The sequence below is a fragment of the Bacillus sp. B1-WWTP-T-0.5-Post-4 genome, assembly GCF_009183795.1.
GTDB classification, from domain to species: Bacteria; Bacillota; Bacilli; order Bacillales; family Bacillaceae_G; genus Bacillus_A; species Bacillus_A cereus.
In genome coordinates this window covers 23,996-48,683 of sequence record NZ_WEIJ01000019.1, presented here as the reverse complement: position 1 = coordinate 48,683, position 24,688 = coordinate 23,996, and the positions used below count along the sequence as shown (strand labels likewise).

Here is a 24,688-nt window from a genome sequence, read left to right as displayed (position 1 = left end):
GCCGATCACCCTCTCAGGTCGGCTACGCATCGTTGCCTTGGTGAGCCGTTACCTCACCAACTAGCTAATGCGACGCGGGTCCATCCATAAGTGACAGCCGAAGCCGCCTTTCAATTTCGAACCATGCAGTTCAAAATATTATCCGGTATTAGCCCCGGTTTCCCGGAGTTATCCCAGTCTTATGGGCAGGTTACCCACGTGTTACTCACCCGTCCGCCGCTAACTTCATAAGAGCAAGCTCTTAATCCATTCGCTCGACTTGCATGTATTAGGCACGCCGCCAGCGTTCATCCTGAGCCAGGATCAAACTCTCCAATAAAGTTAGTTTGTCTAGCATCTAAAATAAAAATTGACGTTTCACGTTGTTTGTTTCGTTCAGTTTTCAAAGAACTACTTCGTCGCTCAGAAGCGACTTTATCAATATAACATTTCGTTATATTTTCGTCAACAACTTTTTTCAATAAGTTGTTTTTCGTTTGTTTTGTTTGTTACCTTTCGTGGCAACGAATATAAATATACCAGTTTGATTATTAAAATGCAATAGTTTTTCTAATAAAATTTTTAACTTAGTAAAAAAGTATAAAAACAGCACCTTTCTTCTATATAAATATAATTTCTCGCACTATCAAGATTTACTATACCCACGCAACTCATGCTCAAATAAAAAAAGCTTTGGAGAAATCTCCAAAGCTTAGTCTTGTTTATGGCGCATAGCAGGGAATAATAATACATCACGAATAGATGGTGCATTTGTTAATAACATAACTAGACGATCAATACCGATTCCTAATCCACCCGTAGGAGGCATACCGTACTCAAGAGCTTCAATATAATCGTCATCCATCATATGAGCTTCATCATTACCTTGTTCGCGCTCTTTTAATTGCGCTTCAAAACGTTCTTTTTGATCGATTGGATCATTTAACTCAGTGAATGCATTTGCATGTTCACGCGCAACGATAAATAATTCGAAACGATCTGTAAATCTTGGATCTTCATCATTCTTTTTCGCAAGCGGCGAGATTTCTACCGGATGACCGTAAATAAATGTTGGTTGGATTAATTTATCTTCTACTTTTTGTTCGAAGAATTCATTTATAATATGACCAACTTCCATTGTATCTTTAATTTCTACATTATGTTCTTTTGCAAGCTCACGTGCTTCTTCTACACTCATCGGATTCCAGAAATCAGCTCCAGAGTATTGCTTAATCGCATCTACCATATGAAGACGTGTCCATTCTGGTTCTAGATTAATTTCATAATCACCATACTGGATTGTTGTTGTACCCAGTACTTTTTTCGCGATATGAGCAACCATATCTTCTGTTAACTTCATAATATCTTTATAATCAGCGTATGCTTCATATAATTCAATCATCGTAAACTCAGGGTTATGACGAGTTGATACACCCTCATTACGGAATACACGGCCGATCTCATATACTTTTTCCAAACCACCTACAATAAGACGCTTTAAATGTAGCTCAATTGCGATACGCATATATAATTCCATATCTAACGCATTATGATGTGTAGTGAAAGGACGCGCAGAAGCTCCACCTGCAATTGCATGCATCATAGGTGTTTCCACTTCAAGATAACCGTTGTCATCTAGGTATCTTCTCATCTCACGAATGATTTTACTACGAGTAACGAACGTTTCACGACTTTCCATACTTGTAATTAAGTCTAAGTAACGTTGACGGTAGCGTTGTTCAACATCTTTTAATCCATGGTATTTATCTGGTAATGGACGAAGAGATTTCGTTAATAGCGTAAAGCCTGTTGCTTTTACTGAAAGTTCTCCAACGTTTGTTTTGAACACTTTACCTTCAATACCTACTAAATCACCTAAATCTGCTGTTTTAAATAATTCGTACTCGTCATCTCCAACAGCATCTTTACGAACATAAATTTGAACTTGTCCATGTAAATCTTGAACGTGTGCAAATCCAGCTTTCCCTTTTCCGCGTTTTGTCATAATACGACCAGCGATAGAAACAGCGATTTCCTTCTCCTCTAATTCTTCCTTAGAGAACTCTCCATATAGACTCACTAAATCAGTTGTTGAATTTGTGCGTTCAAATCTTTTACCGAACGGGTCAATTCCTTGTTCACGTAAATTATGTAGCTTTTCACGACGAACAATCAATTGGTCGTTTAATTCTTCGTGGTTCATGTTATCCATGATATTGATATCACTCCAGCTCTATTTAATTTTACAATATATACAGTATAGCATTTTCTACTCAACTAGAAAAACTGCCAGCAACTAACTGGCAGCTCTTCTTTCTTTCACGTAATTATAGGAAGTGTATAGAAGAATGTCAATCTCCTATGTCCATTATTAACCAACGTAAATTGTTTGTTGTTTCGCTTCCACTTCTTCTACAAATGTACCTAACACATTCGCAAGGTCTTCCCGTGTGTTACAAGCATTAATACCATTACGTACACTCGCATTACCACGAACACCTTTTAAATACCAAGCTGCATGTTTTCTCATCTCTCTTACAGCGACACTTTCGTTCTTTAAGTCAATAAGACGATCTAGATGTAACATACATACATCAATTTTCTCGCGCACTGTTGGTTCCGGCATTAATTCACCCGTCTCCAAATACTTTACCGTACGATAAATCATCCACGGATCTCCAAGAGCCGCACGACCAATCATAACACCATCTACACCAATTTCATCAAGCATACGCTTTGCATCTTGCGGCGTTGCGACATCACCATTTCCGATAACCGGGATATTTACAGATTGTTTTACTTGTTTAATAATATCCCAATCCGCTTTTCCTTCATACATTTGCACTCGTGTACGTCCGTGAACCGCCACAGCTTGGCCACCAGCACGCTCAACAGCCCTAGCATTTTCTATTGCGAAAATATGTTCTTCATCCCAACCGATACGCATTTTAACTGTAACCGGCTTTTCAACAGCATCTACAACCGCTGCTACCATTTCATATATTTTATTCGGATCTAAAAGCCACCTTGCCCCCGCATCACATTTAACGATTTTCGGCACTGGACAACCCATATTAATATCAATTATGTCTGCTGTCGTATATTTATCTACATATTTCGCAGCATCTACAAGAGTTTCTTTCTCTCCACCAAAAATTTGTAAACTTAATGGCTTTTCTCTCTCGTCGATATATAACATATCTAATGTTCTTTTATTATTAAGTAATATTGCCTTATCACTTACCATTTCAGCACAAACTAAGCCGGCACCAAATTCTTTTACTGTTAAACGGAATGCAGAGTTACACACTCCCGCCATCGGTGCTAGTACAACCGGATTTTTCATCTCGATATTTGCAATCTTTAACAATCAACCTACTCCTTCCTGTACAATCACTTTGGCATTAATTCCTCTATCGAAACATTTAATGCCTTAGCAACTTCTACTACAAAATCTTGAGAAGGCGATCTATTCCCTCTCTCAACCTCACCTAAAACAGATACAGATACCCCTAGTTCTTTAGCAAAACCTTCTTGTGTATAGCCTTTTAGCTTTCGAAAAGCACGAATGCGTCTTCCCCATTTTTCTGCTTCCATACCGTTACTCCCTCTCGCCTTTTCATTTCTTCTACTTGTGAACGTGAAATGTTTTGTTTTATGTCTTGATTAATCTCTAACAACGGAACGATAACAAAAGCTCTTTCAAACATCCGCGGATGCGGAACAATAAGATTCTCTGCTTCAATATTCTCTTGATTATAAAGTAAAATGTCAAGGTCGATAGTCCTCGGCCCCCACCTAATTTCCCTTTTTCTTCCTAGGTCATTTTCTACTTTTTGTGTTACTTTCAATAACTCTTGTGGTGATAAATTGGTAGAAATTTTTATAACTAAATTTAAAAAACAACTTTGGTCAGTATAGCCAACTGGCTCAGTTTCATATACAGATGAAATATCATCAACCTGAATATAAGGATTTTTATTTAAAAACTGAATCGCTTCAGTTAGATACGTATAACGCTCTCCAATATTTGACCCTAATGCAATGTAAGCTATATTGTTCATGGACGTTCTCTCGTAATTTCTACTGCTACAGCACGATAATGACCCGGTATCGGTGGATCCGGCTTAATTACCTTAATTGTACAGCGTGAAATACTTTCATATTGTTTTAATATATCTGCAGCAATATTTTCAGCGATACTCTCCACAAGCTTATACTTTCTATCCTCAACAACTTTTCTACATAATTCGAAAAGCTCTCCATAATTGACCGAATGCTCTAAGTCATCACTTTCCCCTGCACGCTTTAAATCCAACTCCACCGTTAAGTCAACTTTAAATCTCTGACCTAATTTATTCTCCTCTGGGAACACACCATGATAACCATAAAACTCCATATCATGGATATAAATTTTATCCAATTACCTTACCCCCTTACCAATCATCGCATCCATCATTTTAGCCATACGCGCCATTTCTTTCACATCATGGACACGAACAAACTCACAACCCTTTTCAATACCAAGACAAACGGTAGCTCCTGTTCCCTCAAGACGTTCCTCCACTGGCAAATCTAATACGTGCCCAATAAAGGACTTTCTCGAAGTACCTAAGAGAACCGGATAACCTAGCACATTTAACTGTTCTAAATTACGCATCGCCTCTAAGTTCTGCTCAGGTGTTTTAGCAAAACCGATACCTGGATCTAAAATAATATTCTCATCTGGCACACCAGCATTTTTAGCAATTTTAATACTGTCATACAAATCAGCAATCATATCCGCCATTAAATTACGATAATTCATATTATCGCGGTTATGCATTAAAATGATGGGTACATCATAATGAGCTGCGACTTCAGCAATTTTTGGCTCCGCCTTCGCTCCCCAAATATCATTAATAATATGAGCACCAGCCTCAATTGCTTGCTTTGCAACTTCAGCTTTATATGTATCGATAGATATAGGCAATTTTACTTCTTTTGAAACTGCTTGAATCATCGGGACAACTCGCTTTATTTCTTCTTCTACTGATACTTTAGCAAAACCTGGGCGAGTAGATTCGCCACCAATATCAATAATATGAGCACCTTGACCTTGCATTTCTTTTGCGTGACGTACCGCAGCATCTACCTCGTTGTAACTCCCACCATCAGAAAACGAATCTGGTGTTACATTTAAAATCCCCATAATTAATGTTTTTTCATTTAAATTCAATGTATATTCGCCGCAGCGCAAATCATAATCCCACTTCAAACTACACATCTCCTCTTCGTAATTCATTTCTGCTCCATAATTTCTCTCTTTGCATTCCATAAAGGTACATTAAACTTTTTGTAACCACTCCTACTTTACCCGGGAAATCCTGCGCTTCTATACGATAAAGCGGAACAATTTCTTGAATGGAGTTTGTTACGAAGACTTCATCCGCTGAAAGTAGCTCATCTTTTGTAAAGAAACCTTCCTTTACTTCTATATTTAATTCTTCAGCACTCTTTATAATAAACGCACGAGTGATACCATTTAAAATCCCTGTCTCTAACGAAGGTGTATATAAAACATCACCTTTCACAAAAAATAGATTCGAAACAATGCCCTCTGCAACATAACCTGCTTCAGTGAGGAAAATACCTTCCTTACTCACAACATTTCCAATTTCACGCTTCCCTAAAATATTATTTAAATAGTGATGAGACTTCAGGCGAAATGTCCCTTCCGGTGTATTTCGCACTTGTTTTAGAATAACACCTTCTTTTTCCACTACATCCCCTGGAGCTGTTAAAGGTTTTATAAAAACAATAACAGAAGGCTCTTCATACATTTCCGTTTTTAATCCTATTTCATCTATACCCGCTGATACATTAAAACGTACATATGCATGCTTCAATTCATTCTTAGCGAGTAAATCTTTCAAAATAAGCATCACATCATTTTTTGTCATTGTCCATTTAATTTGCAATGTATCCAGCGCCTCTATTAAACGGTTATAATGATCATCCAATAAGAAAGGATGACCATTATAAATACGAAACGTTTCAAAAACTCCAAGACCATATAAATAACCATGATCATAAGGAGAAATTCTCGCTTCACTTGCTTCTACATACTGACCATTTACGTAAATTAACATAATGTCGCACTTGGACTGTATTTACGAATGAAATTCTGCAACAGCTCTTTCCCATGAGAAGTCATAATAGATTCTGGATGGAATTGCACACCCTCTATCGGCAATGTCTTATGACGAAGTGCCATAATTTCCCCTTCCTCTGTCCAAGATGTTACCTCTAAGCAATCGGGTAACGTCTCTTTCTTAACAATAAGGGAATGATAGCGCGTCGCAGTAAACGGATTAGGAATATCCGAAAAAATCGTCTTTCCATCATGATGCATAAGCGAGGTTTTTCCATGCATTAATCGCTCTGCACGGACAACCTCTCCCCCAAACACTTGTGCAATAGATTGATGCCCTAGACAAACACCAAAAATCGGAGTCTTTCCAGCAAAGTATTTAATAGCTTCCATACTAATCCCAGCTTCATTAGGACTACATGGGCCTGGAGAAATCATTAGAAAATCTGGTTTCATATTCTCAATATCTGAAATGGTCACTTCATCGTTACGTTTAACAACGAGCTCTTGTCCAAGTTCTCCAAGAAACTGCACTAAATTAAATGTAAAAGAATCATAATTATCAATCATTAATATCATTTCTCTCACCTAACCGTTTCTTCGCTACGTTCTTTTGCACGCCATAAAGCAATCGCCTTTTTTAACGACTCTTTATATTCATTTTCCGGATTTGAATCAATTACAATTCCCGCCCCTGCTTGTACATGAGCTTTTCCATCTTTAGCAAGAAGTGTTCTAATTACAATATTCAATTCTGTATCTCCAGAATAACCAATCCAACCGATTGAACCTGTATAAATCCCTCTTCGAACAGGTTCTAATTCCTCAATAATTTCCATCGTACGTATTTTTGGGGCACCAGTAATTGTTCCCCCAGGGAATACAGCCTTCACTAAATCAAAAGCATCCTTATCTTCTTCCACCTCACCACGCACATTAGAAACAATATGCATAACATGTGAGTATTTCTCAATTACCATAAATTCATCTACTTCTACAGTTCCATATTTACAAACACGTCCTAAATCATTTCTTTCTAAATCCACAAGCATTACATGCTCTGCTCTTTCTTTTTCGTTCTCAATTAATTCTCTTGCTAATTCTTCATCCTCTTGCTCATCCGCGCCTCTAGATCTCGTTCCAGCAATCGGTCTTGTACTTACTTCAGTTCCTTGTTTCTTAATTAACAACTCTGGCGATCCACTAACAATTTGAAAATCCCCAAGCTCCAGGTAACCCATATATGGAGATGGATTAATCTCACGAAGACTTGTATAAATTTCTAGTGGGTGTGTCTGTAACGTTCTTTCTTGTCTCGTCGACAAGTTTACTTGGAACACATCACCCGCCCCAATATATTCTTGAATACATTCAACTGCCTTCATAAAGCTGGCTTCAGTAAAAGCAACTGCTTCACTTTTCTTTTCAGGACTTTCAAAGGGCACGGTCACTTCAGGCGCTTCTGTCATCCAAAGACTCTTCCACTCATTTAGCCGTTCTTTCGCCTCTTCATATTTATCTATATAATGCGTAATAACCCATAACACTTGTTCTTTTTGATCATAGACAAATACGTCATCAAATAATAAAAAGAAGATGTCAGGTATATTAATATCATCTTCCGCAAGAGAAGGCAGCTTTTCAATATAACGGATACAGTCATAACTGAAATAGCCAATTGCACCACCTTGAAAAGGCGGATACTCTGGGTTATAGTCCGTCTTCCATTGTTCCATATATTCTTGCATTAAATCTAACGGATTCCCTCGTTTTATTGTTTCCTTACCACTTTCACTTATATGTAACGTTTCATCCTTCCCTCGAATTACCGCTACTGGGTTCAGCCCTACAATGTTATAACGACCGCCACGGCCGCTTTCTAACAAAATATGTTGCGATTTACCCTGAGAAAGAAATTTATATTGCTTAAAGAAATCTAACTGATATGGAATAGAAAGCGCTAAAGATTTTCTTCGTTGCATATCAACACCCCGTCTTCTTTTATCCCACCCTCTTAGATAAACCAGCTCAAACTACATAAGTTATTTATATAGAGATTGATTATACTCGAAGGCTAGTGAAAATAATTTAATTATACTACCTCTTATTTTACATGAAGTTTTCTAGTCATTCACTCTTTTCCTATTTCCAATCCCAAAAGAAAAAGCACCCTTTTTCAAGGATGCTTTTTCAATCGCATTTAATTAGGATTCAAATTGATAAAGTGGTGTACTTAAATAACGTTCACCGTTACTCGGGATAATAACAAGTACCTTTTTCCCTTTACCTAACTTTTTCGCAACTTCTGTTGCTGCATAAATAACTGCGCCTGAAGAGATACCAACTAAAATACCTTCCTCTTTAGCCACTCTTCTCGCATATTCAAATGCTTGCTCTGTTTTCACTTGAATAATTTCATCATATACTTCTACATCCAACGTCTCCGGAACAAATCCCGCCCCAATTCCTTGGATTTTATGTGGACCTGGCTTCCCACCAGATAATACTGGTGAATCTGCAGGTTCTACTGCATAAATTTTAATATCTTTATACGCTTCCTTCAGTACTTCACCAGCACCAGTAATCGTTCCACCTGTACCAATACCTGCAATAAACGCATCTAATTGGTCGCCCATTTGTTCAATAATTTCTGGACCTGTTGTTAAACGGTGAATTTCTGGATTCGATTGGTTTTTGAACTGTTGTGGTATAAAGTAGCCATGTTCTTTTGCTAATTCAGTCGCTTTACGAATTGCTCCACCCATTCCTTCAGGCCCTGGAGTCAATACTAATTCCGCACCGTAAGCACGTAATAAATTACGACGCTCAATACTCATTGTTTCTGGCATTACTAAGATTGCATTATATCCTTTAGCAGCCGCTACCATCGCTAAACCAATTCCTGTGTTACCACTTGTCGGCTCAATGATTGTATCGCCCTCTTTTAATAATCCCTTTTTTTCAGCATCTTCAATCATAGCTAATGCGATACGATCTTTAACACTACTCCCCGGATTCATAAATTCTAATTTTAAGTATATATCTGCGCTGTCTGATTCTACGATGCGGTTCAACTTAACGATCGGCGTTTTCCCGATTAATTCTGAAACTGATTGTGCCACTCGCATTCCTGTCACTCCTAACACCGAGTATTTTTATTGGTTTTATCTATATTTAGATTTTGTCAGAAAATTCCCTGTTTGTCAATTCATTTGGAGGATTGCTCCTCTTAATTCCCTTATTACAAATTCTCGATTAAATTTGTAATATCTTCTTTAGAGAACTTGTATCGTTCATTACAGAAATGACAGTGAACTTCTGTCTCTTCCTCTTCTTCACGAACTTGCTCTAACTCTGTTTTACCTAAACTAATTAATACACTCTCAATACGCTCGCGTGAGCATGTGCAATTAAATTGAACATCCATTGTTTCTAATACTTTTACTTTATCTTCTCCAAGAACTGCATATAGTAGCTCTTCCGGAGAAAGACCTTGTTCAATCAACGTTGATACAGGTGGAATCTTTTGTAAACGGTCTTCAATAAATGAAATCGTTTCATCTTGCGCACCCGGCATAATTTGAAGGATGAATCCACCTGCCGCTAATATGCTATCATCTCCATTTACAAGAACACCAACACCTACAGAAGAAGGCGTTTGTTCAGAAACTGCAAAATAATACGTAAAGTCTTCTCCTAATTCTCCTGAAACGATTGGAGATTGACCAATAAACGGCTCACGCATTCCAATATCTTTAATTACAGTTACAAACCCCTCTGTACCTACCGCTTGATATACACGTAACTTCCCTTGTTCTGTTCCTTCAAAATCAACATGCGGATTCGTTACATAACCACGTACATCTCCATTTGCATGAGCATCTACTAAGATAGGGCCAATTGGACCGTTACCTTCTACCTTAATCGTTAACTTTTGCTCGCCCTTTAACATTGCGCCCATCATTGTACCCGCAGTCAAAGAACGCCCTAGTGCCGCTGAAGCTGTTCTCCATGTATCATGACGTCTTTGCGCCTCACTTACTGTATTTGTTGTACGCACACTATACGCACGCACTTCTCCATCAAATGCTAACGCTTTTACTAAATAATCTTTCATACGTATTTATTCACCTTTCTCATGCTGTAAATTTGCATTACGTTCATATAACATATACAAACCTTTTAACGTTAAAAACGGATCTACAATATCAATTACATTCGATTCTTCGGAAATTAATTTTGCCAATCCACCTGTTGCAATAACTTTAGGTTCTTGTCTAGCTTCTTCTTTCATACGCTTAACAATACCTTCCACTTGTCCAACATAACCATAAAGAATACCAGATTGCATCGCACTTACTGTATTTTTCCCAACAACACTGCTTGGTTTTGTAATTTCGATACGAGGAAGTTTTGCTGCTCTGCTATATAAAGCCTCTGCTGAAATCATAATTCCTGGCGTAATAACTCCACCCATATAATGTTTTTCTTCGTTAATATAACAATATGTAGTAGCCGTACCAAAATCAACAATAATGAGCGGACTTCCATATAAGTGGATTCCTGCTACTGCATTTACAATTCGGTCTGCGCCTACTTCACGCGGATTTTCATATTTAATATTTAGTCCTGTTTTTATCCCAGGCCCTACTACAAGCGGTTTAATTTTAAAATATTTTTCACACATGCGCTCTAAAGCAAACATAATTGGTGGTACGACTGAAGACACAATAATACCTTTCACATCTTCAAACGAAAGACCCTCATGCTCAAGCAATTGCTTTACAAGCATTCCATATTCATCTTCTGTCTTATGACGATCTGTTTCCATGCGCCAATGCTGACGAAGTTCCCCCTCTTCAAACACACCTAGTACAGCATTTGTGTTCCCTACATCCAATACAAAAATCATATTCTCACCACTTATCTTATTTAATCTATATTTGTGCAGTATGTATAAAACTTATAAAAACATCATATCACACATACTTATATAATCAGCTTTCCTACCCTCATCATTTTACAAAAAGATTGCTCTCTATTTCAATTTTTAATACTAGTTTTACTTAAATTACTTTATCCACTAAGTTCTCAATAGTAATTAACAAAGATTTTAACAAACAAAAAAGGAGTGACGATAGTCACTCCTTCACTTCTTACTTATCTTCTTTATCTTCATCGTCTTTCTTCATGTTGATGTTTACTTTCACATCATCTGAAGATGTTGGACGTTCTGGCAATCTGCCGTAATCACATAAATGATTGATTTGCTCTGCATCTAATGTTTCTACTTCAAGTAACGTTTGTGCGATAATATCTAGTTTATCACGGTTTTCAGTAAGAATTTGTTTTGCACGAGCATAACATTCTTTCATAATTGATTGCATTTCCATATCGATTTCATGTGCAATCGCATCACTATAGTTTTGTTCTGAGTGGAAGTCTCTTCCTAAGAACACTTGACCACCTTGCGAGCTACCAAATTGCATCGGTCCAAGTTTGTCACTCATACCAAATTCCGTAACCATACGTCTTGCAATACCAGTCGCACGTTGGAAGTCATTATGAGCACCTGTACTCACTTCACCAAATACAATCTCCTCAGCTACTCGGCCACCAAGTAAACCAGTGATTTTATCAAGTAACTCTGGTTTCGTCATGAAGTAACGATCTTCTTTCGGAAGCATTACCGCATATCCACCAGCCTGACCACGAGGGACAATTGTTACTTTATGAACGACATCTGCTTCATCGAGAACAACACCAATTACAGTATGACCTGCTTCATGGAAAGCAACGATATTACGTTCTTTTTCAGAGATAACACGACTTTTCTTAGCTGGACCTGCAATAACACGATCCGTCGCTTCATCGATATCACTCATATCAATTTTCTTCTTATCTTGACGTGCAGCTACTAAAGCAGCTTCGTTTAATAAGTTTTCAAGATCCGCACCAGAGAATCCTGGTGTACGAGTCGCAATCGCTCTTAAATTAATATGCTCATCAAGTGGTTTATTACGCGCATGTACTTTCAGTACAGCTTCACGGCCATTTACATCTGGACGATCTACTGTAATTTGACGGTCAAAACGACCTGGACGTAATAACGCTGGGTCAAGAATGTCTGGACGGTTTGTCGCAGCAACGATAATAATACCTTCGTTTGCACCGAATCCATCCATTTCAACAAGTAATTGGTTCAATGTTTGCTCACGCTCATCATGACCACCACCAAGACCTGCGCCACGTTGACGACCTACTGCATCAATTTCATCAATGAAAATGATACAAGGAGCATTTTTCTTTGCATTTTCAAATAAATCACGTACACGTGATGCACCGACACCGACAAACATCTCTACGAAGTCAGAACCACTGATAGAGAAGAATGGAACGCCAGCCTCACCTGCAACAGCACGTGCTAATAAAGTTTTACCTGTACCTGGAGGTCCAACTAATAGGACACCCTTTGGAATACGAGCACCAACTTCAGAGAACTTACGAGGGTCTTTCAAGAATTCAACTACCTCAACAAGTTCTTGTTTCTCTTCATCCGCACCAGCAACATCTCTGAAACGAACTTTTTTCTTTTCATCATTATATAACTTCGCCTTACTTTTCCCGAAGTTCATAACACGGCTACCGCCGCCTTGAGCTTGGTTTAATAAGAAGAAGAATAAAATGAAGATGATGACAAATGGAATGATTGAAGTAAAGAATGTTACCCAAGCACTTGTTTCTTCTGCTGGTTGATACTTAACTTCGGCACCTTTCGCTTTATCATTAATTTTCTTTTGTAATTCCTCAGTATTTGGTGCATAAGTAACAAATTGTTCTCCTTGGCTAGAGTTATTAAATTGTCCTTTTACCTCAAATACACCATTTTTCGGTTGAAGTTGCACATTACGCACTTCACCGCTTTCTAGTTTAGTAATGAATTTGTCGTAGCTAACTGATGTCGTTTTTTGTGTCGAACCATTAAAATAGCTCACGATTCCAATTACTACTAAGAATATCAGTAAATAAAAGATGGTATTACGGAAGATACGATTCATTCCTAACCTCCTCTCACGGCATAAACACTATAGTAAATCGTAACATAGAAAAACTTTCCTATACAATTGTGAAGCCTATATTTAATTAATTTGAGTAAACGCTTGGTTTTAATACGCCTACATAAGGAAGATTACGGTACTGCTCTTTATAATCTAATCCATATCCTACTACAAATTCATGTGGAACAGTAAATCCAACATAATCCGCTTTCAGATCAACCTTACGGCCTGTTGGCTTATCTAATAATGTAACAATTTTTACAGACTTCGCTTTACGATATTTGAATAAGTCTACTAAGTAGCTTAGTGTAAGACCACTATCAATAATATCTTCGACGATTAAAATATCGCGACCTTCTACAGAAGTATCAAGATCTTTTAAAATTTTCACTTCGCCTGTTGAAACTGTAGAGTGACCGTAACTAGATACAGCCATAAAATCCATTTCAAGATATGTATCTGTTCTCTTTAATAAATCTGCCATGAATGGCATTGCGCCTTTTAATACACCAATTGCAAGAGGTACTGTGTTTTTATAATCCTCTGCAATAATTGCACCTAGTTCGCGCACCTTTTCTTGTATTTGCTCTTCAGAAATTAATACTTTTTCGATATCTTGATTCATCATTTCATTATCCTCCCGGAAGACTCCTTGCTTTTGTAGTGAATAATCATATATTTATCCTTCTTTGCCATCTCTTTCGAAATTGCAAATGCAGATCGTTTCAACAAGGGTACCCAAATAATAGTCCCACTTGCATCACAAACGACCGGCCATTCTTCTCTTTTTTCTTTCGGTACTTTCGCTTCGATAAAAATAGCTTTTATCTTTTTCGTACCATTCATACCTTGTATTGACATGCGATCTCCATTTTCTCTAGAACGAATACGAAGTGGATATGATATATCATTATACTTAGCAACAAATACTGTTTCATTCATGTTACTTGGTATATCTTCGCTCACCTCTGTTACAAATTCATCCCCGTTCAATAGCGTAATGGTCCCGGGTACTAATAAATCTTGTGAAAAAGGAGAGACAATTTCTTGTTTAAATCTAAAGCTACACTCCTCGTATGAACGAACAATTTTCAAATCACCCGGAAAATCAAGTGAACCTGAAGGTTGTGTCCGCTTAAAAAACTCAATCAACTTGTCAATATGTATAGAAGAAAGAGAAGATGGAATCTTATATTCATAAAGATAGTTTAATATTAGTTGAATCCCTCTTCTTTGTAAAGGCATAGACATGGATTCAAAGGCAGGAATTGATAAGCTAATTTGTTTATCACTTTTTTTTGTAATTACTTTATTCATTTTCTCAAAAGCTAATTCCTGCAAATAAGCCTCATCCTCTTGCATCTGCACGCTAAATTTTTGGAATTTCTCATGCATTTGTGGATTTTCTTCTTTCAAATGAGGAAGGACATATTTACGTAATCGATTCCTTGTATATACTTCCTTTTTATTACTCGGATCTATACGTGGCATTAAATTTAGCTTATTACAGTAATCAACAATTTCTTCCTTCGTTACGCCAAGTAACGGCCTAATTAAATATCCATTATGAAAAGGACGCTTCACTGCAATTCCTGCATATCCTTTCGGAGTACTCCCTCTTACAAGACGCATTAAAATTGTCTCGACTTGATCATCTCCATGATGTCCAAGAGCAACATATCTCGCATCATATTTCTTCATTATTCTTTCCAAAAATGCATATCTGCATTCTCTCGCAGCAACCTGTGCATTCATTCCGTATTGCTGTTGATATTGTGATACATTAATCCTTATCGTTTCACAAATAATTCCCAGTTCTTCACAAAGGCCCTGCACAAACTGTAAATCCTCATAAGATTCATCACCTCTAAACATATGATCCACATGAGCAACTACAATTTCCAACTGTTTTTCCGCTCTTTTTTCTAATAAATAATATAAAAGCGCTAACGAGTCAGGACCACCAGAAACTCCCACAACAATTGTTGAATCATTCTTTAATACATCATGCTGCTTTACAAAGTCATCTACTTTTTCAACAAATGTATCTTTCAACTTCGCAATCACCTTTCATTAAACAAGAACAGCAACCTTAGTCACCTTGTCTACAATGGTACAACTTTTACAAACATTGTGCAAAAAAAAGATATACAAAAATTACATTTTTATCTTACATCCTCCGTGTATATTCACAAAATTAATAACATTACCTTTTCCCACAAAAAAACCTAGGTATTCACCTAGGTTTTTAAAATCAAATTATAGATAAACATTCCACTTACATTTTACTGCGCCTGCATTCCTACAATCGGAATCGTAGCCCACTTCGGCATATTTTTCTTCACTTTTGCCACTACAATAGTCATATCATCATTTATATAACCATCACAAGAGCGAATCACTTCTTCCATAATGATATCAGCAATTTCTTGCGGGTCTTCGGTTTGCAATTCTTTAATTTTTCGTTTCATCCACAATTCATGATTCTCCACATGCTGTGCTCCTTCAAAAATCCCATCGCTCATCATAATAAGAATATCGCCCGTTTTTAATTGTTCACCCACCACATCAACTTCAACATCTTCGATGATTCCCATCGGCAAATTACTTGCTTCAATTTTCAAAATATTATTTGCGCGTTTAACAAAACTCGGCGTCGATCCAATCTTTAAAAACCTTGCACTCGCATCCCGCAAATCTACCATAGCTAAATCTAATGTCGTAAACATTTCTTCTGTCGTTCTCAAAGAAAGAATTGAATTGATAGACTTAATTGCTATTTCTTCATCAATGCCTGATTGGAGTATTTTTTGTAATAATTTCACCGTTTCCTTACTTTCCATATGAGCTCTTTGCCCATTACCCATACCATCACTAATCGCAAGTGCATATTTACCAACACTTAAATCCATCATCGCATAAGAGTCACCCGAAACAAATCCACCGCCTTTTGCAGCTGTAGCCAATCCTGTATCAAGAGAATACGTCTTCGCCGAACCAAATGATATTAAACTATGGCCATTTGGATAAGACGACTTTTCTTCATGTTTAACGACAATATTTTCTTTAAGGATATCTGAAAGCATCGGTGCAACTAACTTTTCACACTCACCATGTTCATTAGATGCAACTGGAATTAACATTTCAATATCAATACTTCCTCTATCTAAACAATAAATATCAACATGCTCTACTTCAACACCAAAATCTCGGAACGCTTGCATAATCTGTTCTTCCTGCACTTGATGATTTTCACGCTCTCGTTGTATCTCCTTAGCAAAATCCTCCATAACCTTTGATACACCTAATAGTTGCTCCGCTACTATTCTACGATTTTCCTTCATTTGTTTTCGTAATTTTTGTCCCTCATAGAAGTGATCTAATTCACCGGCTACTAAATCCGTCACTTTTTTCCCTCTCACACAATGCTTGTCCCACTCACGAACTAATTTACGATTATGTTGCAGGGTTCCTTCTTCCGTTTCATTCATTATTTGTTTCATATAATCGTACGTTTTATCAAAATTCACTACCCAGCATTGATCCTTTTTAAAGCATGTTTGACATGTTTTCGCAGTAATTGTACTCAAAAACAAATCTGCTTCTGTCTCTTTATCTTCTTCCTCTACATACCCATATACAGAAAAGCTATTAGATAAAGCAGCAAATACATTTGCAAATTGGTTGATTTTATTTGCTGTAACATCACGCATCCTTCTTAAATATTGTTGTTGATCTTGCGAATGCTCTTGTGTACCTGGCATAAATTTAGCAATACGATCCAAAACAAGCTTCGGTGTTAATAAGAAGATAACAATCGCTACACCTGACTCAATTAAAGTTGTTACAATATTTGTCTGTTTGTCTACATATAATGTAATTAAGCTTGTCCCAATTAATAAACCTAAACTAACACCTAAACGCTTTCCTTCTTTTAACAATCCACCAAGCAATCCAGAAAAAGCAAGAAGGCTAAGCTGAGACAAGCTAGACACATTTGCTAAACTTAATATTAGTCCTGTTACAACCCCCACTGTAGACCCTGTGGCAGCACCCGCAATAAATGCAAATACTAGCACTAAATACCTTGTAAAAATATGTTGAATAGAAGCATCATATACAAACCAATCTGTTGTACCCGTTAAAACAGATGCTAGTAATATAATCAAACAAACAATTTCTTCCGTCTCTAATGCCTGTTGTTTTCCTTTCCTTTCCACTAAAAGCGGGACACTTTGTAAAAATATCATAGTTAATACAAAACTAAGTCCAGCCTCAATGGTACTAACGAGTAAATCGTACATGGTGACAGTTTGTTGCGCAAAATATACAACAACTAAGTGTGCGGTTAATGCGGAGATAAATACTTGAAATGGAACAAGTCCAACAGTTTTACGTGTAAATCGACTAAAGAAGATATTATAAATGAAGAAGGTAAAGATAGATGCAAAGGTAAAAAACAAATTATCTATCGATACTGAAAGAGCTCCTCCCATTAGAGCTAAAAATGCTAGCGGCATCTTATCCCGCTTCATAACATAAACAGCAGCAAAAAATGGCAGTGCAAACGGTAAAATATTTGTTAATATATATGCTCGTCCCAAAAGAAAACCAATAACAACAATAATAAATCCCCATCTAAAGAAAACTTGCTCAAATTTCATTCGCAACTTACTCGTCCACTTTATTCCACCAAGCTGACTCTCATTCATTGCCAATGCACTTGTATTCATAGTATTCCTTCCTGCTTTAGGCATATTTTTAACACCACCTGCATAGTTTAATTACTGTCATTATAAAAGATGATTGTTGGTTTTTTTGTCAAAACAACAGTTTTCACTTTTATAATCGTTCGACTTTTTATTCGAAATAACTCTACAGATATACAGGGTATGTAAGTTATTTTCGATATTTTAATTAAATATTCAGAAAATATAGGGTGATTTTGTAGAAGTGTTGTATATCTTAATTTATTTAACAAAAAAAGATCATGCAAATTTGCATGATCTTTTTAGATGACCCGTACGGGATTCGAACCCGTGTTACCGCCGTGAAAGGGCGGTGTCTTAACCACTTGACCAACGGGCCGTTAAATTAAATATAGCGGCGGAGGGGATCGAACCCCCGACCTCACGGGTATGAACCGTACGCTCTAGCCAGCTGAGCTACACCGCCATGTCGTCTTATTTAACGGACAATTAGTATCTTACATCAGATACTGATTAAAGTCAACACATCTCAAAAACTTTTTTGAAAATATTTTTTACATATAAAAAAGCACCCTGAGCCATCACTCTGGGTACCTCTCTATATGTTAAAAACTAAACGTCCTTATTATCCGCGACGCGCGCCACGGCCACCACGTTTAGACTCTGTGTTACGCTTTAAAGAAGTTAAACGATCTTCGCTATCTTTTAAGAAGCGTGCCATCTTTTGCTCAAATGTTTCTTTCGGAGCTCGGTCGTTACCGCCACCGCGATTATCTCTGTTGAAAGAGCGATTATTACGTTGTGGACGTCCAGAACGTTGTTGATCACCACCGCGTTGGTATTCACCACGTGGACGATCTCCTTCTGTTTTTTCACGTTCTTTCGCTTTTTTGATAGATAAACCAATCTTTCCATCTTTTTCAACATTAATAACTTTTACTTCTACTTGGTCGCCCACTTTTAAGTGATCGTTAATATCTTTTACATAGTTATCAGCAACTTCACTAATATGAACAAGACCCGTTAAGCCCTCTGGCAGCTCCACAAAAGCCCCAAAATTTGTAATACCTGTTACTTTACCCTGTAACTTGCTGCCTACCTCGATTGACATAAAAAAAATGCTCCTCCTTAGTGGTTAAAAAGTCAAATTTTACTTTATTATATATAATCCTAAAATATAGTGTCAATAAGACATACTCTACTTAGAAACAGGAAAAATTATCTCCCCTTTACCAGAGAAGAAATAATCCCTTCTAGCAATCTTTAATACGTACTCTTCATCATTTAACTTTTGAACTTCGTCTTTTAGACTTTTTTCTTTATTCGTTAATGAATCCAGTTCTTTTTTCATGTCCTTAACTTTTGCTTCTTTTGCTTTAATGGAACTGTTTTGTTGATAAAACGTTACACTAATACTCGCAATAATTGTAAAAGTAAAGACAAGAAAAACCGCTAAACGGCGATAAAGTCGCTTCCTGTTCTCATCCGTTTGTATTATATGCTCTTTAACAGGATTTGGACTCTGTTTTTCGATTGTTCTTTGTCTCAGTTCCCTCATTTCCGAGGTCCCCCTAACTTCTTTTTTATATGCTCCCATAGTTGGAAGATATGTCCCTTCAATTTTGCTATATATTGCAGGAACCCTATATGTTTCACTATAAAAAGTTTAACACGATTAGGGAGAAGTTTCCATATGAGCGAAGCAATAAATCGAACAGGCCAGAAAAAAACTTTCCATATGAAAAGTAATATCCAAATCACCATTTTCCATAACACATGTCCAATTGAAAGCAGTATACGAAATAAGAATAATATAAATGCAATAAATAGCTGCGCTATAATAATAACAGGTTTTATCATGAGTAGCTGTATAATTCGAACAAAAAAATATGTTGTTTGCATAAAAATATAGATGAGAAAATTTAACAGCTTCATGTATAGTGCCTTCAATAAGCTTTGATATGCCGCAAAACCACATAATAATGCCAAAAACACATATATACGTAGCTCAGCTTCATTTACGAGAAGCAATACATAAAAGACGAATAATGCTTGGACAATCCAAAATAATATATCATGTATAAATACAAGCCAACGTTTACGTTCTTGGCGCTTTAAAAAACGTTGATATGTATCTAAAGACGCTCCAATCCAAGCACCCATTCCAATCATTGAAAGCATTGTATACAACTGAATTGTTAAGCTCATTTAAACAACTTACTAAAGAAACCTTTAGTTTTTTCCCCTTGATTTTCATCAATATACAGCATCTCATTAACTTTCCCTTTAATCGACACAATACCTTTTTCCACATCTAAATTTTTCATTTGTAAATTTTGACCACGAATCGTTAAAAAACCCATTACGGTCTCTAGTAAAAACTCTTCGCTATCAAAACTCTCTACCTGCTTCACACCGGTAATATCAATTATACGCCTGCCACGCATAATAATGTCATGCTCTACAGAAACATTTTGTTGATTAGAAGACGTAGGTGAGTAACCATTATTCACGTAAATCCCCCCATAGGTTTTTACTAGCTAATAGTAATGTATGAGGGGATAAATGATTTTAGAACAAGCCTTCTTCCGCTTTTACTTTTTCTTCACGAACTAAGCTATACATATTTGCTGCATCTTCTTTTTTAGTTGTTTCTTTTAATTCATTTATTTTCACAGTCACTATTTTTTGACCAAAACGAATTGTTAATTCATCAGCTACTTTCACATCAGAACTCGCTTTTGCCACTTGACCATTAATAGATATTCTTCCTTGATCAGCTACTTCTTTCGCTAATGTTCTTCTTTTAATTAAACGTGATACTTTTAAAAACTTATCTAGACGCATATCAAATCCCCCTATTAACGCTCTGTTTGTTTCGCTTCTTCCCATAAAACATCTAACTGTTCTAATGATAAATCTTTCATCTCTTTATTCATTTCAGCTACTTTTGCCTCCATGTATAAAAAACGACCAGTAAATTTCTCATTAGTTGAACGTAACGCCTCTTCTGGATCTATTTTGTAATGACGAGCTATATTAACAAATGCAAATAGTAAATCACCAAACTCACCCAGCATCTTTTCCTCATCCATATTTGTAACCTCTTGTTGGAACTCTTGCCATTCTTCCAAAGCTTTCTCTATCATCGGTTGCACATCAACCCAATCAAATCCAACCTTACCAGCTTTCTTCTGAATTTCATAGGCGCGTAGTAACTGTGGCAAACTTTTGGGAACGCCATTTAAAACAGATTCTTTCACGAATCCTTTTTCTTGTTTTTTAATTTCTTCCCAATTTGCAATCACTTCATCAGCGCTGTTTACATCCGTATTTCCAAACACATGCGGATGGCGACGAACCATTTTCTCAGATAGAGTTCGAATGATATCATCTATAGAGAACCAACCTTCATCTTCTCCGATTTGAGCATGAAGCATAACTTGTAATAATATATCACCTAATTCTTCTACTAAGTGATCATCATCCTCTTCATCGATTGCTTCCAACACTTCATAAGCTTCCTCAATTAAATATTTCTTTAATGATTGATGTGTTTGCTTTTTATCCCACGGACAACCATTTGGACCACGAAGTTCCGCAATAATTTCTCTAAGAACATCAAACTGTTGATACAAGGACGCACGCTCCTGAACTGGCGGCACGTACACACTCGTTAAATTATTCAATTCCGTTTCATGATCTAACATGTACAACGGTACCTTCTTTACTTGTTCAAATGAAGTTCCTGCAGCTGTTACGATATACACTTCATAATCATCTGGTAACATCTCCATTAATGTTAATTTCACATCAGATGCAACGAATGCATCATATACTTGGCAAAAGATTAAATGTTGACGCAGTTCTAATTGCCCTCTTTCAAATGATGTAGCATCAAGTAATTGGAATCCTTCAATCGGATCAATCTTTAGACTTGCAAACATAGGATCAAGGAAACTTTGTCCACCCTCAATTCGCACTTCAACATTTGAAACTTCTCCTTTTTCTAACAGCAGCTGAACTGTTCTTTCTGCTACAAGTGGATGCCCGGGAACAGCATAGATAATTTCTGTACCTTCCGCTTGTTCTAACAATTTATTCGCAATTGTTTCATATACAATTTCAAACGTATCATGTGCTTCATATACAGCATCAAAAGACGTATATTGTACGCCTTCTTTCTCCAATTCTTCTATAACTGGATGTTCTTTCGTTCTAACAAACAGATGGTCTGCTTCTTTTATTTTTCGATATACACCCATCGTTAGCTGATCTAATTCACCAGCTCCTAAACCTAAAATAGTAATGATTCCACTCACAACCAGTCACCTCTATCCACTCTTCTTCAATGAACCTTCTTTTTTCTCTTGTTTCATAACGGTTCCTAATTCTTTTTTTGTAAATACACGTAATTTCAAAATAAAAAACATATATGTCAATCCGCCGATGGCTACACCTAACAACGCTTCAAGCGTCGCGCTTCCTCTATGTTCCGTATTAATTACTAATCCAGACATCTGTAACACACGTGTGAACACCATTAATACAAATCCCATACAAATACCACTAATTACTATCCCTAACATATTTCGCTTATTGATAAGTGACCCTGATACAGCTCTCGTAAGCAACAAACTATTTAATCCAGAGATTATAATTAACGCACATAAAGTCGCAAAAGCTGCACCTTTCACACCAAAATAAGGCATGAATATATAATTTAACGCTAACTTTAAGCAACCTCCAAATACAACAAATAATGCTGGCTTAAACGTTTGCCCTAATCCTTGTAAAATAGAAGCTGTCGTAATTGACAATGAACTAAATAAAATAGATAACGATAAAATAGATAAAACATCTGATCCATCACTGTTTTCAAACAACATAATATTGGTAGGTTGAATAATACAAGTTAGTCCAATAGCTGCTGCAAGTCCAATAACAAATGTTATTTTCATTGCTAACTTTACCTTTTCTTGAATAAAGGAAAGATCTCCTCTTTCCTTCGCCGCTGTAATAATCGGAATAAGTGACAACGAGAAAGAAGTCGTCACAACAGTACCTAATTGCATTAGCGGAATACTTCTATCATAAACACCCTTTAATACCTTTGCATTTTCAGCCTGTTCTCCCGCACCAATAAGTAAGCTGTAAAAGGACACTGAATCAGCCATCTGTATAAAAATAAGCACTAAATTACTAACACAAATCGCTAACCCCTGCCAAAAAAGGATTTTAACTATCTTCCTTTTACCCTTAATTCTCGCTGCACTTTTGAAGAATATAGAACGAAAATCTTGACGCATATACAATATAAGTACAATAATCCCAATAAGTCCACCCGCAATTGAGCCTAACATAGCCCCTGCACCAACTGTATATAAATCAAATCCGTGAGCAATTAGGAATAGCGATAAAAACACAATAATAGAAACTCGAATTGTTTGTTCTATTACTTGCGAAACAGCCGTTGGCATCATATTATTAAATCCTTGAAAATACCCTCTTGCTACAGACAAAAATGGCATCAATAAGAATGAAAATGAAATAACACGTAGTAACTTATCTAAGTGTATATCGCCCATAGCTGCCGCAATTGTTTCGGCCCCAAAAAACAATGTAAAGAAGCCTATAAAACCAATTCCTAATAAGAACCAAAAAGATACACAAATAATTTCTTCTGCTTCTTTTTGTTTTCCCCGCTCTAGTCGTTCTGCAACCATTTTCGAAATGATAACAGGAAATCCATAAGTAGCTAAAATTAAACAAAATCCATAAAACGGGTAAATTTGTTGGTAAATATAAAACCCAATATCCCCCGCTATATTTTGATATGGAATACGGTAAAAAGCGCTTAATACTTTTGTAACAAAACTTGCAATCGTTAATATAATAGCCCCACGCCAAAAGGCTTGATACTTCTTCGCTTCCATACAAGAAAACTCCTTTTTCTATTCTCACCTCTCGTATTATATCATAAAGAAAAGAACAAACTCCCTTACCAACACGGGTAATAATGAGTTCCTACATGTTAAAAATATTCAACGAAAAAAGGTAGCAAAGTGCTACCTTCATTCAATATACATATATCTCCAAATAATTGATTTCTCAAAAAGAAAGATCATAATTAGGAAAGATTGCTACTTCTAAAATCAATATACCCTTACTGTTCCATTTGTTTCGCTAAGAAACTGGCAGCAGTATTAACCGCTTTATGCTCGATCTCGCTTATAATGGCTTCTTTTGAGAAAATAATGACGGCTCCAATCGGATCTCCGTTTGCAACAATCGGTCCAACTGTATAAGAATGAACCTTTTCTGTTACACCATCAATAATGGAAATATCACTTTCATCCGTCATAATAACAGACTTTCGTTCTTCCATCGTTTTTTCAATTAGATCGCCAACACTTTTATTTAAGTATTCTTTTTTCGATACGCCTGATACTGCGATGATAGAATCTCGATCACACACAAGCACATTATGTCCTAAGCTGTCATATAAAGCATCAGCATATTCTTTTGCAAAATCACCTAGCTCACTAATTGGAGAATACTTCTTTAAAATTACCTCTCCATCGCGATCAACAAATATTTCTAGTGGGTCTCCTTCTCGAATACGTAAGGTTCTACGAATTTCCTTCGGGATTACTACCCTGCCTAAATCATCAATTCGACGTACGATTCCAGTTGCTTTCATTCTAATGCTGCCTCACTTTCTACTGATGATCAAAGTGGTGAATTTACCTGTTCATGTAAAAATCACCAACTGTTAGACATAGTATTTTACACATTAGTTCTTCTAT

24 protein-coding genes, 2 tRNA genes and 1 rRNA gene are annotated in these 24,688 nt (G+C 36.6%); all 27 read right to left on the bottom strand.

Annotation, left to right across the window (positions count from 1 at the left end):
- Window positions 1-319 (bottom strand): 16S ribosomal RNA (locus tag GBN91_RS27770); the annotation flags it as partial.
- 372 nt (window positions 320-691) lie between these two features.
- The gene (gene lysS / locus GBN91_RS27765) at window positions 692-2,191 is read right to left on the bottom strand and encodes a lysine--tRNA ligase (protein ID WP_000369668.1); all 1,500 of its coding nucleotides are present in this window, start codon (window positions 2,189-2,191) and stop codon (window positions 692-694) included.
- Window positions 2,192-2,350: 159 nt separating this feature from the next.
- On the bottom strand, window positions 2,351-3,349 hold the full coding sequence (dusB, locus tag GBN91_RS27760) for a tRNA dihydrouridine synthase DusB (protein WP_000912251.1): 999 nt from the start codon (window positions 3,347-3,349) through the stop codon (window positions 2,351-2,353).
- A gap of 23 nt (window positions 3,350-3,372) precedes the next feature.
- Complete coding sequence (locus tag GBN91_RS27755) at window positions 3,373-3,576, bottom strand: helix-turn-helix domain-containing protein (RefSeq protein ID WP_000387031.1); 204 nt, start codon at window positions 3,574-3,576, stop codon at window positions 3,373-3,375.
- Window positions 3,528-4,043 carry a 2-amino-4-hydroxy-6-hydroxymethyldihydropteridine diphosphokinase gene (gene folK, locus GBN91_RS27750; RefSeq protein ID WP_001059450.1) on the bottom strand — a complete coding sequence of 172 codons (516 nt, stop codon included), beginning with the start codon at window positions 4,041-4,043 and terminating at the stop codon, window positions 3,528-3,530. The genes GBN91_RS27755 and folK overlap by 49 nt, the downstream gene beginning before the upstream one ends.
- Window positions 4,040-4,402 carry a dihydroneopterin aldolase gene (folB, locus tag GBN91_RS27745; protein WP_000358062.1) on the bottom strand — a complete coding sequence of 121 codons (363 nt, stop codon included), beginning with the start codon at window positions 4,400-4,402 and terminating at the stop codon, window positions 4,040-4,042. The genes folK and folB overlap by 4 nt, the downstream gene beginning before the upstream one ends.
- Window positions 4,403-5,263: a dihydropteroate synthase gene (gene folP, locus GBN91_RS27740; protein ID WP_002164656.1), complete on the bottom strand. Its 861-nt coding sequence runs from the start codon at window positions 5,261-5,263 to the stop codon at window positions 4,403-4,405.
- Entirely contained in the window at window positions 5,238-6,110 is an 873-nt protein-coding gene (pabC, locus tag GBN91_RS27735; RefSeq protein WP_149215516.1) for an aminodeoxychorismate lyase, read from the bottom strand. Before pabC ends, folP begins: the two co-directional genes overlap by 26 nt.
- Window positions 6,104-6,691, bottom strand: a complete 588-nt coding sequence (gene pabA / locus GBN91_RS27730; RefSeq protein WP_000602290.1) for an aminodeoxychorismate/anthranilate synthase component II — start codon at window positions 6,689-6,691, stop codon at window positions 6,104-6,106. Before pabA ends, pabC begins: the two co-directional genes overlap by 7 nt.
- A gap of 5 nt (window positions 6,692-6,696) precedes the next feature.
- Window positions 6,697-8,094, bottom strand: coding sequence for an aminodeoxychorismate synthase component I (gene pabB, locus GBN91_RS27725; protein ID WP_001189717.1), 1,398 nt, complete (start codon window positions 8,092-8,094; stop codon window positions 6,697-6,699).
- 222 nt (window positions 8,095-8,316) lie between these two features.
- Entirely contained in the window at window positions 8,317-9,240 is a 924-nt protein-coding gene (cysK, locus tag GBN91_RS27720; protein WP_001261712.1) for a cysteine synthase A, read from the bottom strand.
- A gap of 113 nt (window positions 9,241-9,353) precedes the next feature.
- The gene (hslO, locus tag GBN91_RS27715; RefSeq protein ID WP_000656372.1) at window positions 9,354-10,229 is read right to left on the bottom strand and encodes a redox-regulated molecular chaperone HslO; all 876 of its coding nucleotides are present in this window, start codon (window positions 10,227-10,229) and stop codon (window positions 9,354-9,356) included.
- Window positions 10,230-10,235: 6 nt separating this feature from the next.
- Window positions 10,236-11,024, bottom strand: a complete 789-nt coding sequence (locus GBN91_RS27710) for a type III pantothenate kinase (protein ID WP_000578368.1) — start codon at window positions 11,022-11,024, stop codon at window positions 10,236-10,238.
- Between the two features lie 244 nt (window positions 11,025-11,268).
- Window positions 11,269-13,170: an ATP-dependent zinc metalloprotease FtsH gene (ftsH, locus tag GBN91_RS27705; protein WP_001079674.1), complete on the bottom strand. Its 1,902-nt coding sequence runs from the start codon at window positions 13,168-13,170 to the stop codon at window positions 11,269-11,271.
- A gap of 85 nt (window positions 13,171-13,255) precedes the next feature.
- Window positions 13,256-13,798 carry a hypoxanthine phosphoribosyltransferase gene (gene hpt, locus GBN91_RS27700; protein ID WP_000981842.1) on the bottom strand — a complete coding sequence of 181 codons (543 nt, stop codon included), beginning with the start codon at window positions 13,796-13,798 and terminating at the stop codon, window positions 13,256-13,258.
- A complete protein-coding gene (tilS, locus tag GBN91_RS27695) occupies window positions 13,795-15,225 on the bottom strand; it encodes a tRNA lysidine(34) synthetase TilS (protein ID WP_000655463.1) in 1,431 nt (476 codons plus the stop codon). Before tilS ends, hpt begins: the two co-directional genes overlap by 4 nt.
- A 230-nt stretch (window positions 15,226-15,455) precedes the next feature.
- A complete protein-coding gene (spoIIE, locus tag GBN91_RS27690; RefSeq protein WP_001123552.1) occupies window positions 15,456-17,927 on the bottom strand; it encodes a stage II sporulation protein E in 2,472 nt (823 codons plus the stop codon).
- A gap of 259 nt (window positions 17,928-18,186) precedes the next feature.
- Window positions 18,187-18,258: transfer RNA gene (locus tag GBN91_RS27685), tRNA-Glu, on the bottom strand.
- A 13-nt stretch (window positions 18,259-18,271) separates the two neighbouring features.
- Window positions 18,272-18,345, bottom strand: a tRNA-Met gene (locus GBN91_RS27680).
- A gap of 159 nt (window positions 18,346-18,504) precedes the next feature.
- Window positions 18,505-18,990, bottom strand: a complete 486-nt coding sequence (locus GBN91_RS27675; protein ID WP_000021451.1) for a S1 domain-containing RNA-binding protein — start codon at window positions 18,988-18,990, stop codon at window positions 18,505-18,507.
- Between the two features lie 87 nt (window positions 18,991-19,077).
- A complete protein-coding gene (gene divIC, locus GBN91_RS27670; RefSeq protein WP_001208739.1) occupies window positions 19,078-19,437 on the bottom strand; it encodes a cell division protein DivIC in 360 nt (119 codons plus the stop codon).
- Window positions 19,434-20,087: a spore cortex biosynthesis protein YabQ gene (gene yabQ, locus GBN91_RS27665; protein WP_000059772.1), complete on the bottom strand. Its 654-nt coding sequence runs from the start codon at window positions 20,085-20,087 to the stop codon at window positions 19,434-19,436. The genes divIC and yabQ overlap by 4 nt, the downstream gene beginning before the upstream one ends.
- Window positions 20,084-20,392, bottom strand: a complete 309-nt coding sequence (gene yabP, locus GBN91_RS27660) for a sporulation protein YabP (RefSeq protein WP_001059104.1) — start codon at window positions 20,390-20,392, stop codon at window positions 20,084-20,086. The genes yabQ and yabP overlap by 4 nt, the downstream gene beginning before the upstream one ends.
- A 58-nt stretch (window positions 20,393-20,450) precedes the next feature.
- Window positions 20,451-20,726, bottom strand: coding sequence for an RNA-binding S4 domain-containing protein (locus GBN91_RS27655; protein ID WP_001234876.1), 276 nt, complete (start codon window positions 20,724-20,726; stop codon window positions 20,451-20,453).
- A gap of 14 nt (window positions 20,727-20,740) precedes the next feature.
- Window positions 20,741-22,201, bottom strand: a complete 1,461-nt coding sequence (gene yabN, locus GBN91_RS27650; protein WP_000014239.1) for a bifunctional methyltransferase/pyrophosphohydrolase YabN — start codon at window positions 22,199-22,201, stop codon at window positions 20,741-20,743.
- A gap of 12 nt (window positions 22,202-22,213) precedes the next feature.
- Window positions 22,214-23,815 carry a putative polysaccharide biosynthesis protein gene (locus GBN91_RS27645; protein ID WP_000387579.1) on the bottom strand — a complete coding sequence of 534 codons (1,602 nt, stop codon included), beginning with the start codon at window positions 23,813-23,815 and terminating at the stop codon, window positions 22,214-22,216.
- A gap of 230 nt (window positions 23,816-24,045) precedes the next feature.
- Entirely contained in the window at window positions 24,046-24,582 is a 537-nt protein-coding gene (gene spoVT / locus GBN91_RS27640; protein WP_000648302.1) for a stage V sporulation protein T, read from the bottom strand.
- Window positions 24,583-24,688: the final 106 nt, after the last annotated feature.

Excerpts from the sequence above, each read along its gene's own strand:
- lysS (WP_000369668.1), bottom strand. The coding sequence starts at position 2,191 with ATGGATAACATGAACCACGAAGAATTAAACGACCAATTGATTGTTCGT.
- GBN91_RS27755 (WP_000387031.1), bottom strand. The coding sequence starts at position 3,576 with ATGGAAGCAGAAAAATGGGGAAGACGCATTCGTGCTTTTCGAAAGCTA.
- folK (WP_001059450.1), bottom strand. The coding sequence starts at position 4,043 with ATGAACAATATAGCTTACATTGCATTAGGGTCAAATATTGGAGAGCGT.
- folP (WP_002164656.1), bottom strand. The coding sequence starts at position 5,263 with ATGAATTACGAAGAGGAGATGTGTAGTTTGAAGTGGGATTATGATTTG.
- pabC (WP_149215516.1), bottom strand. The coding sequence starts at position 6,110 with ATGTTAATTTACGTAAATGGTCAGTATGTAGAAGCAAGTGAAGCGAGA.
- pabA (WP_000602290.1), bottom strand. The coding sequence starts at position 6,691 with ATGATATTAATGATTGATAATTATGATTCTTTTACATTTAATTTAGTG.
- pabB (WP_001189717.1), bottom strand. The coding sequence starts at position 8,094 with ATGCAACGAAGAAAATCTTTAGCGCTTTCTATTCCATATCAGTTAGAT.
- cysK (WP_001261712.1), bottom strand. The coding sequence starts at position 9,240 with ATGCGAGTGGCACAATCAGTTTCAGAATTAATCGGGAAAACGCCGATC.
- hslO (WP_000656372.1), bottom strand. The coding sequence starts at position 10,229 with ATGAAAGATTATTTAGTAAAAGCGTTAGCATTTGATGGAGAAGTGCGT.
- GBN91_RS27710 (WP_000578368.1), bottom strand. The coding sequence starts at position 11,024 with ATGATTTTTGTATTGGATGTAGGGAACACAAATGCTGTACTAGGTGTG.
- ftsH (WP_001079674.1), bottom strand. The coding sequence starts at position 13,170 with ATGAATCGTATCTTCCGTAATACCATCTTTTATTTACTGATATTCTTA.
- hpt (WP_000981842.1), bottom strand. The coding sequence starts at position 13,798 with ATGATGAATCAAGATATCGAAAAAGTATTAATTTCTGAAGAGCAAATA.
- spoIIE (WP_001123552.1), bottom strand. The coding sequence starts at position 17,927 with ATGCCTAAAGCAGGAAGGAATACTATGAATACAAGTGCATTGGCAATG.
- GBN91_RS27675 (WP_000021451.1), bottom strand. The coding sequence starts at position 18,990 with ATGTCAATCGAGGTAGGCAGCAAGTTACAGGGTAAAGTAACAGGTATT.
- divIC (WP_001208739.1), bottom strand. The coding sequence starts at position 19,437 with ATGAGGGAACTGAGACAAAGAACAATCGAAAAACAGAGTCCAAATCCT.
- yabQ (WP_000059772.1), bottom strand. The coding sequence starts at position 20,087 with ATGAGCTTAACAATTCAGTTGTATACAATGCTTTCAATGATTGGAATG.
- GBN91_RS27655 (WP_001234876.1), bottom strand. The coding sequence starts at position 20,726 with ATGCGTCTAGATAAGTTTTTAAAAGTATCACGTTTAATTAAAAGAAGA.
- GBN91_RS27645 (WP_000387579.1), bottom strand. The coding sequence starts at position 23,815 with ATGGAAGCGAAGAAGTATCAAGCCTTTTGGCGTGGGGCTATTATATTA.
- spoVT (WP_000648302.1), bottom strand. The coding sequence starts at position 24,582 with ATGAAAGCAACTGGAATCGTACGTCGAATTGATGATTTAGGCAGGGTA.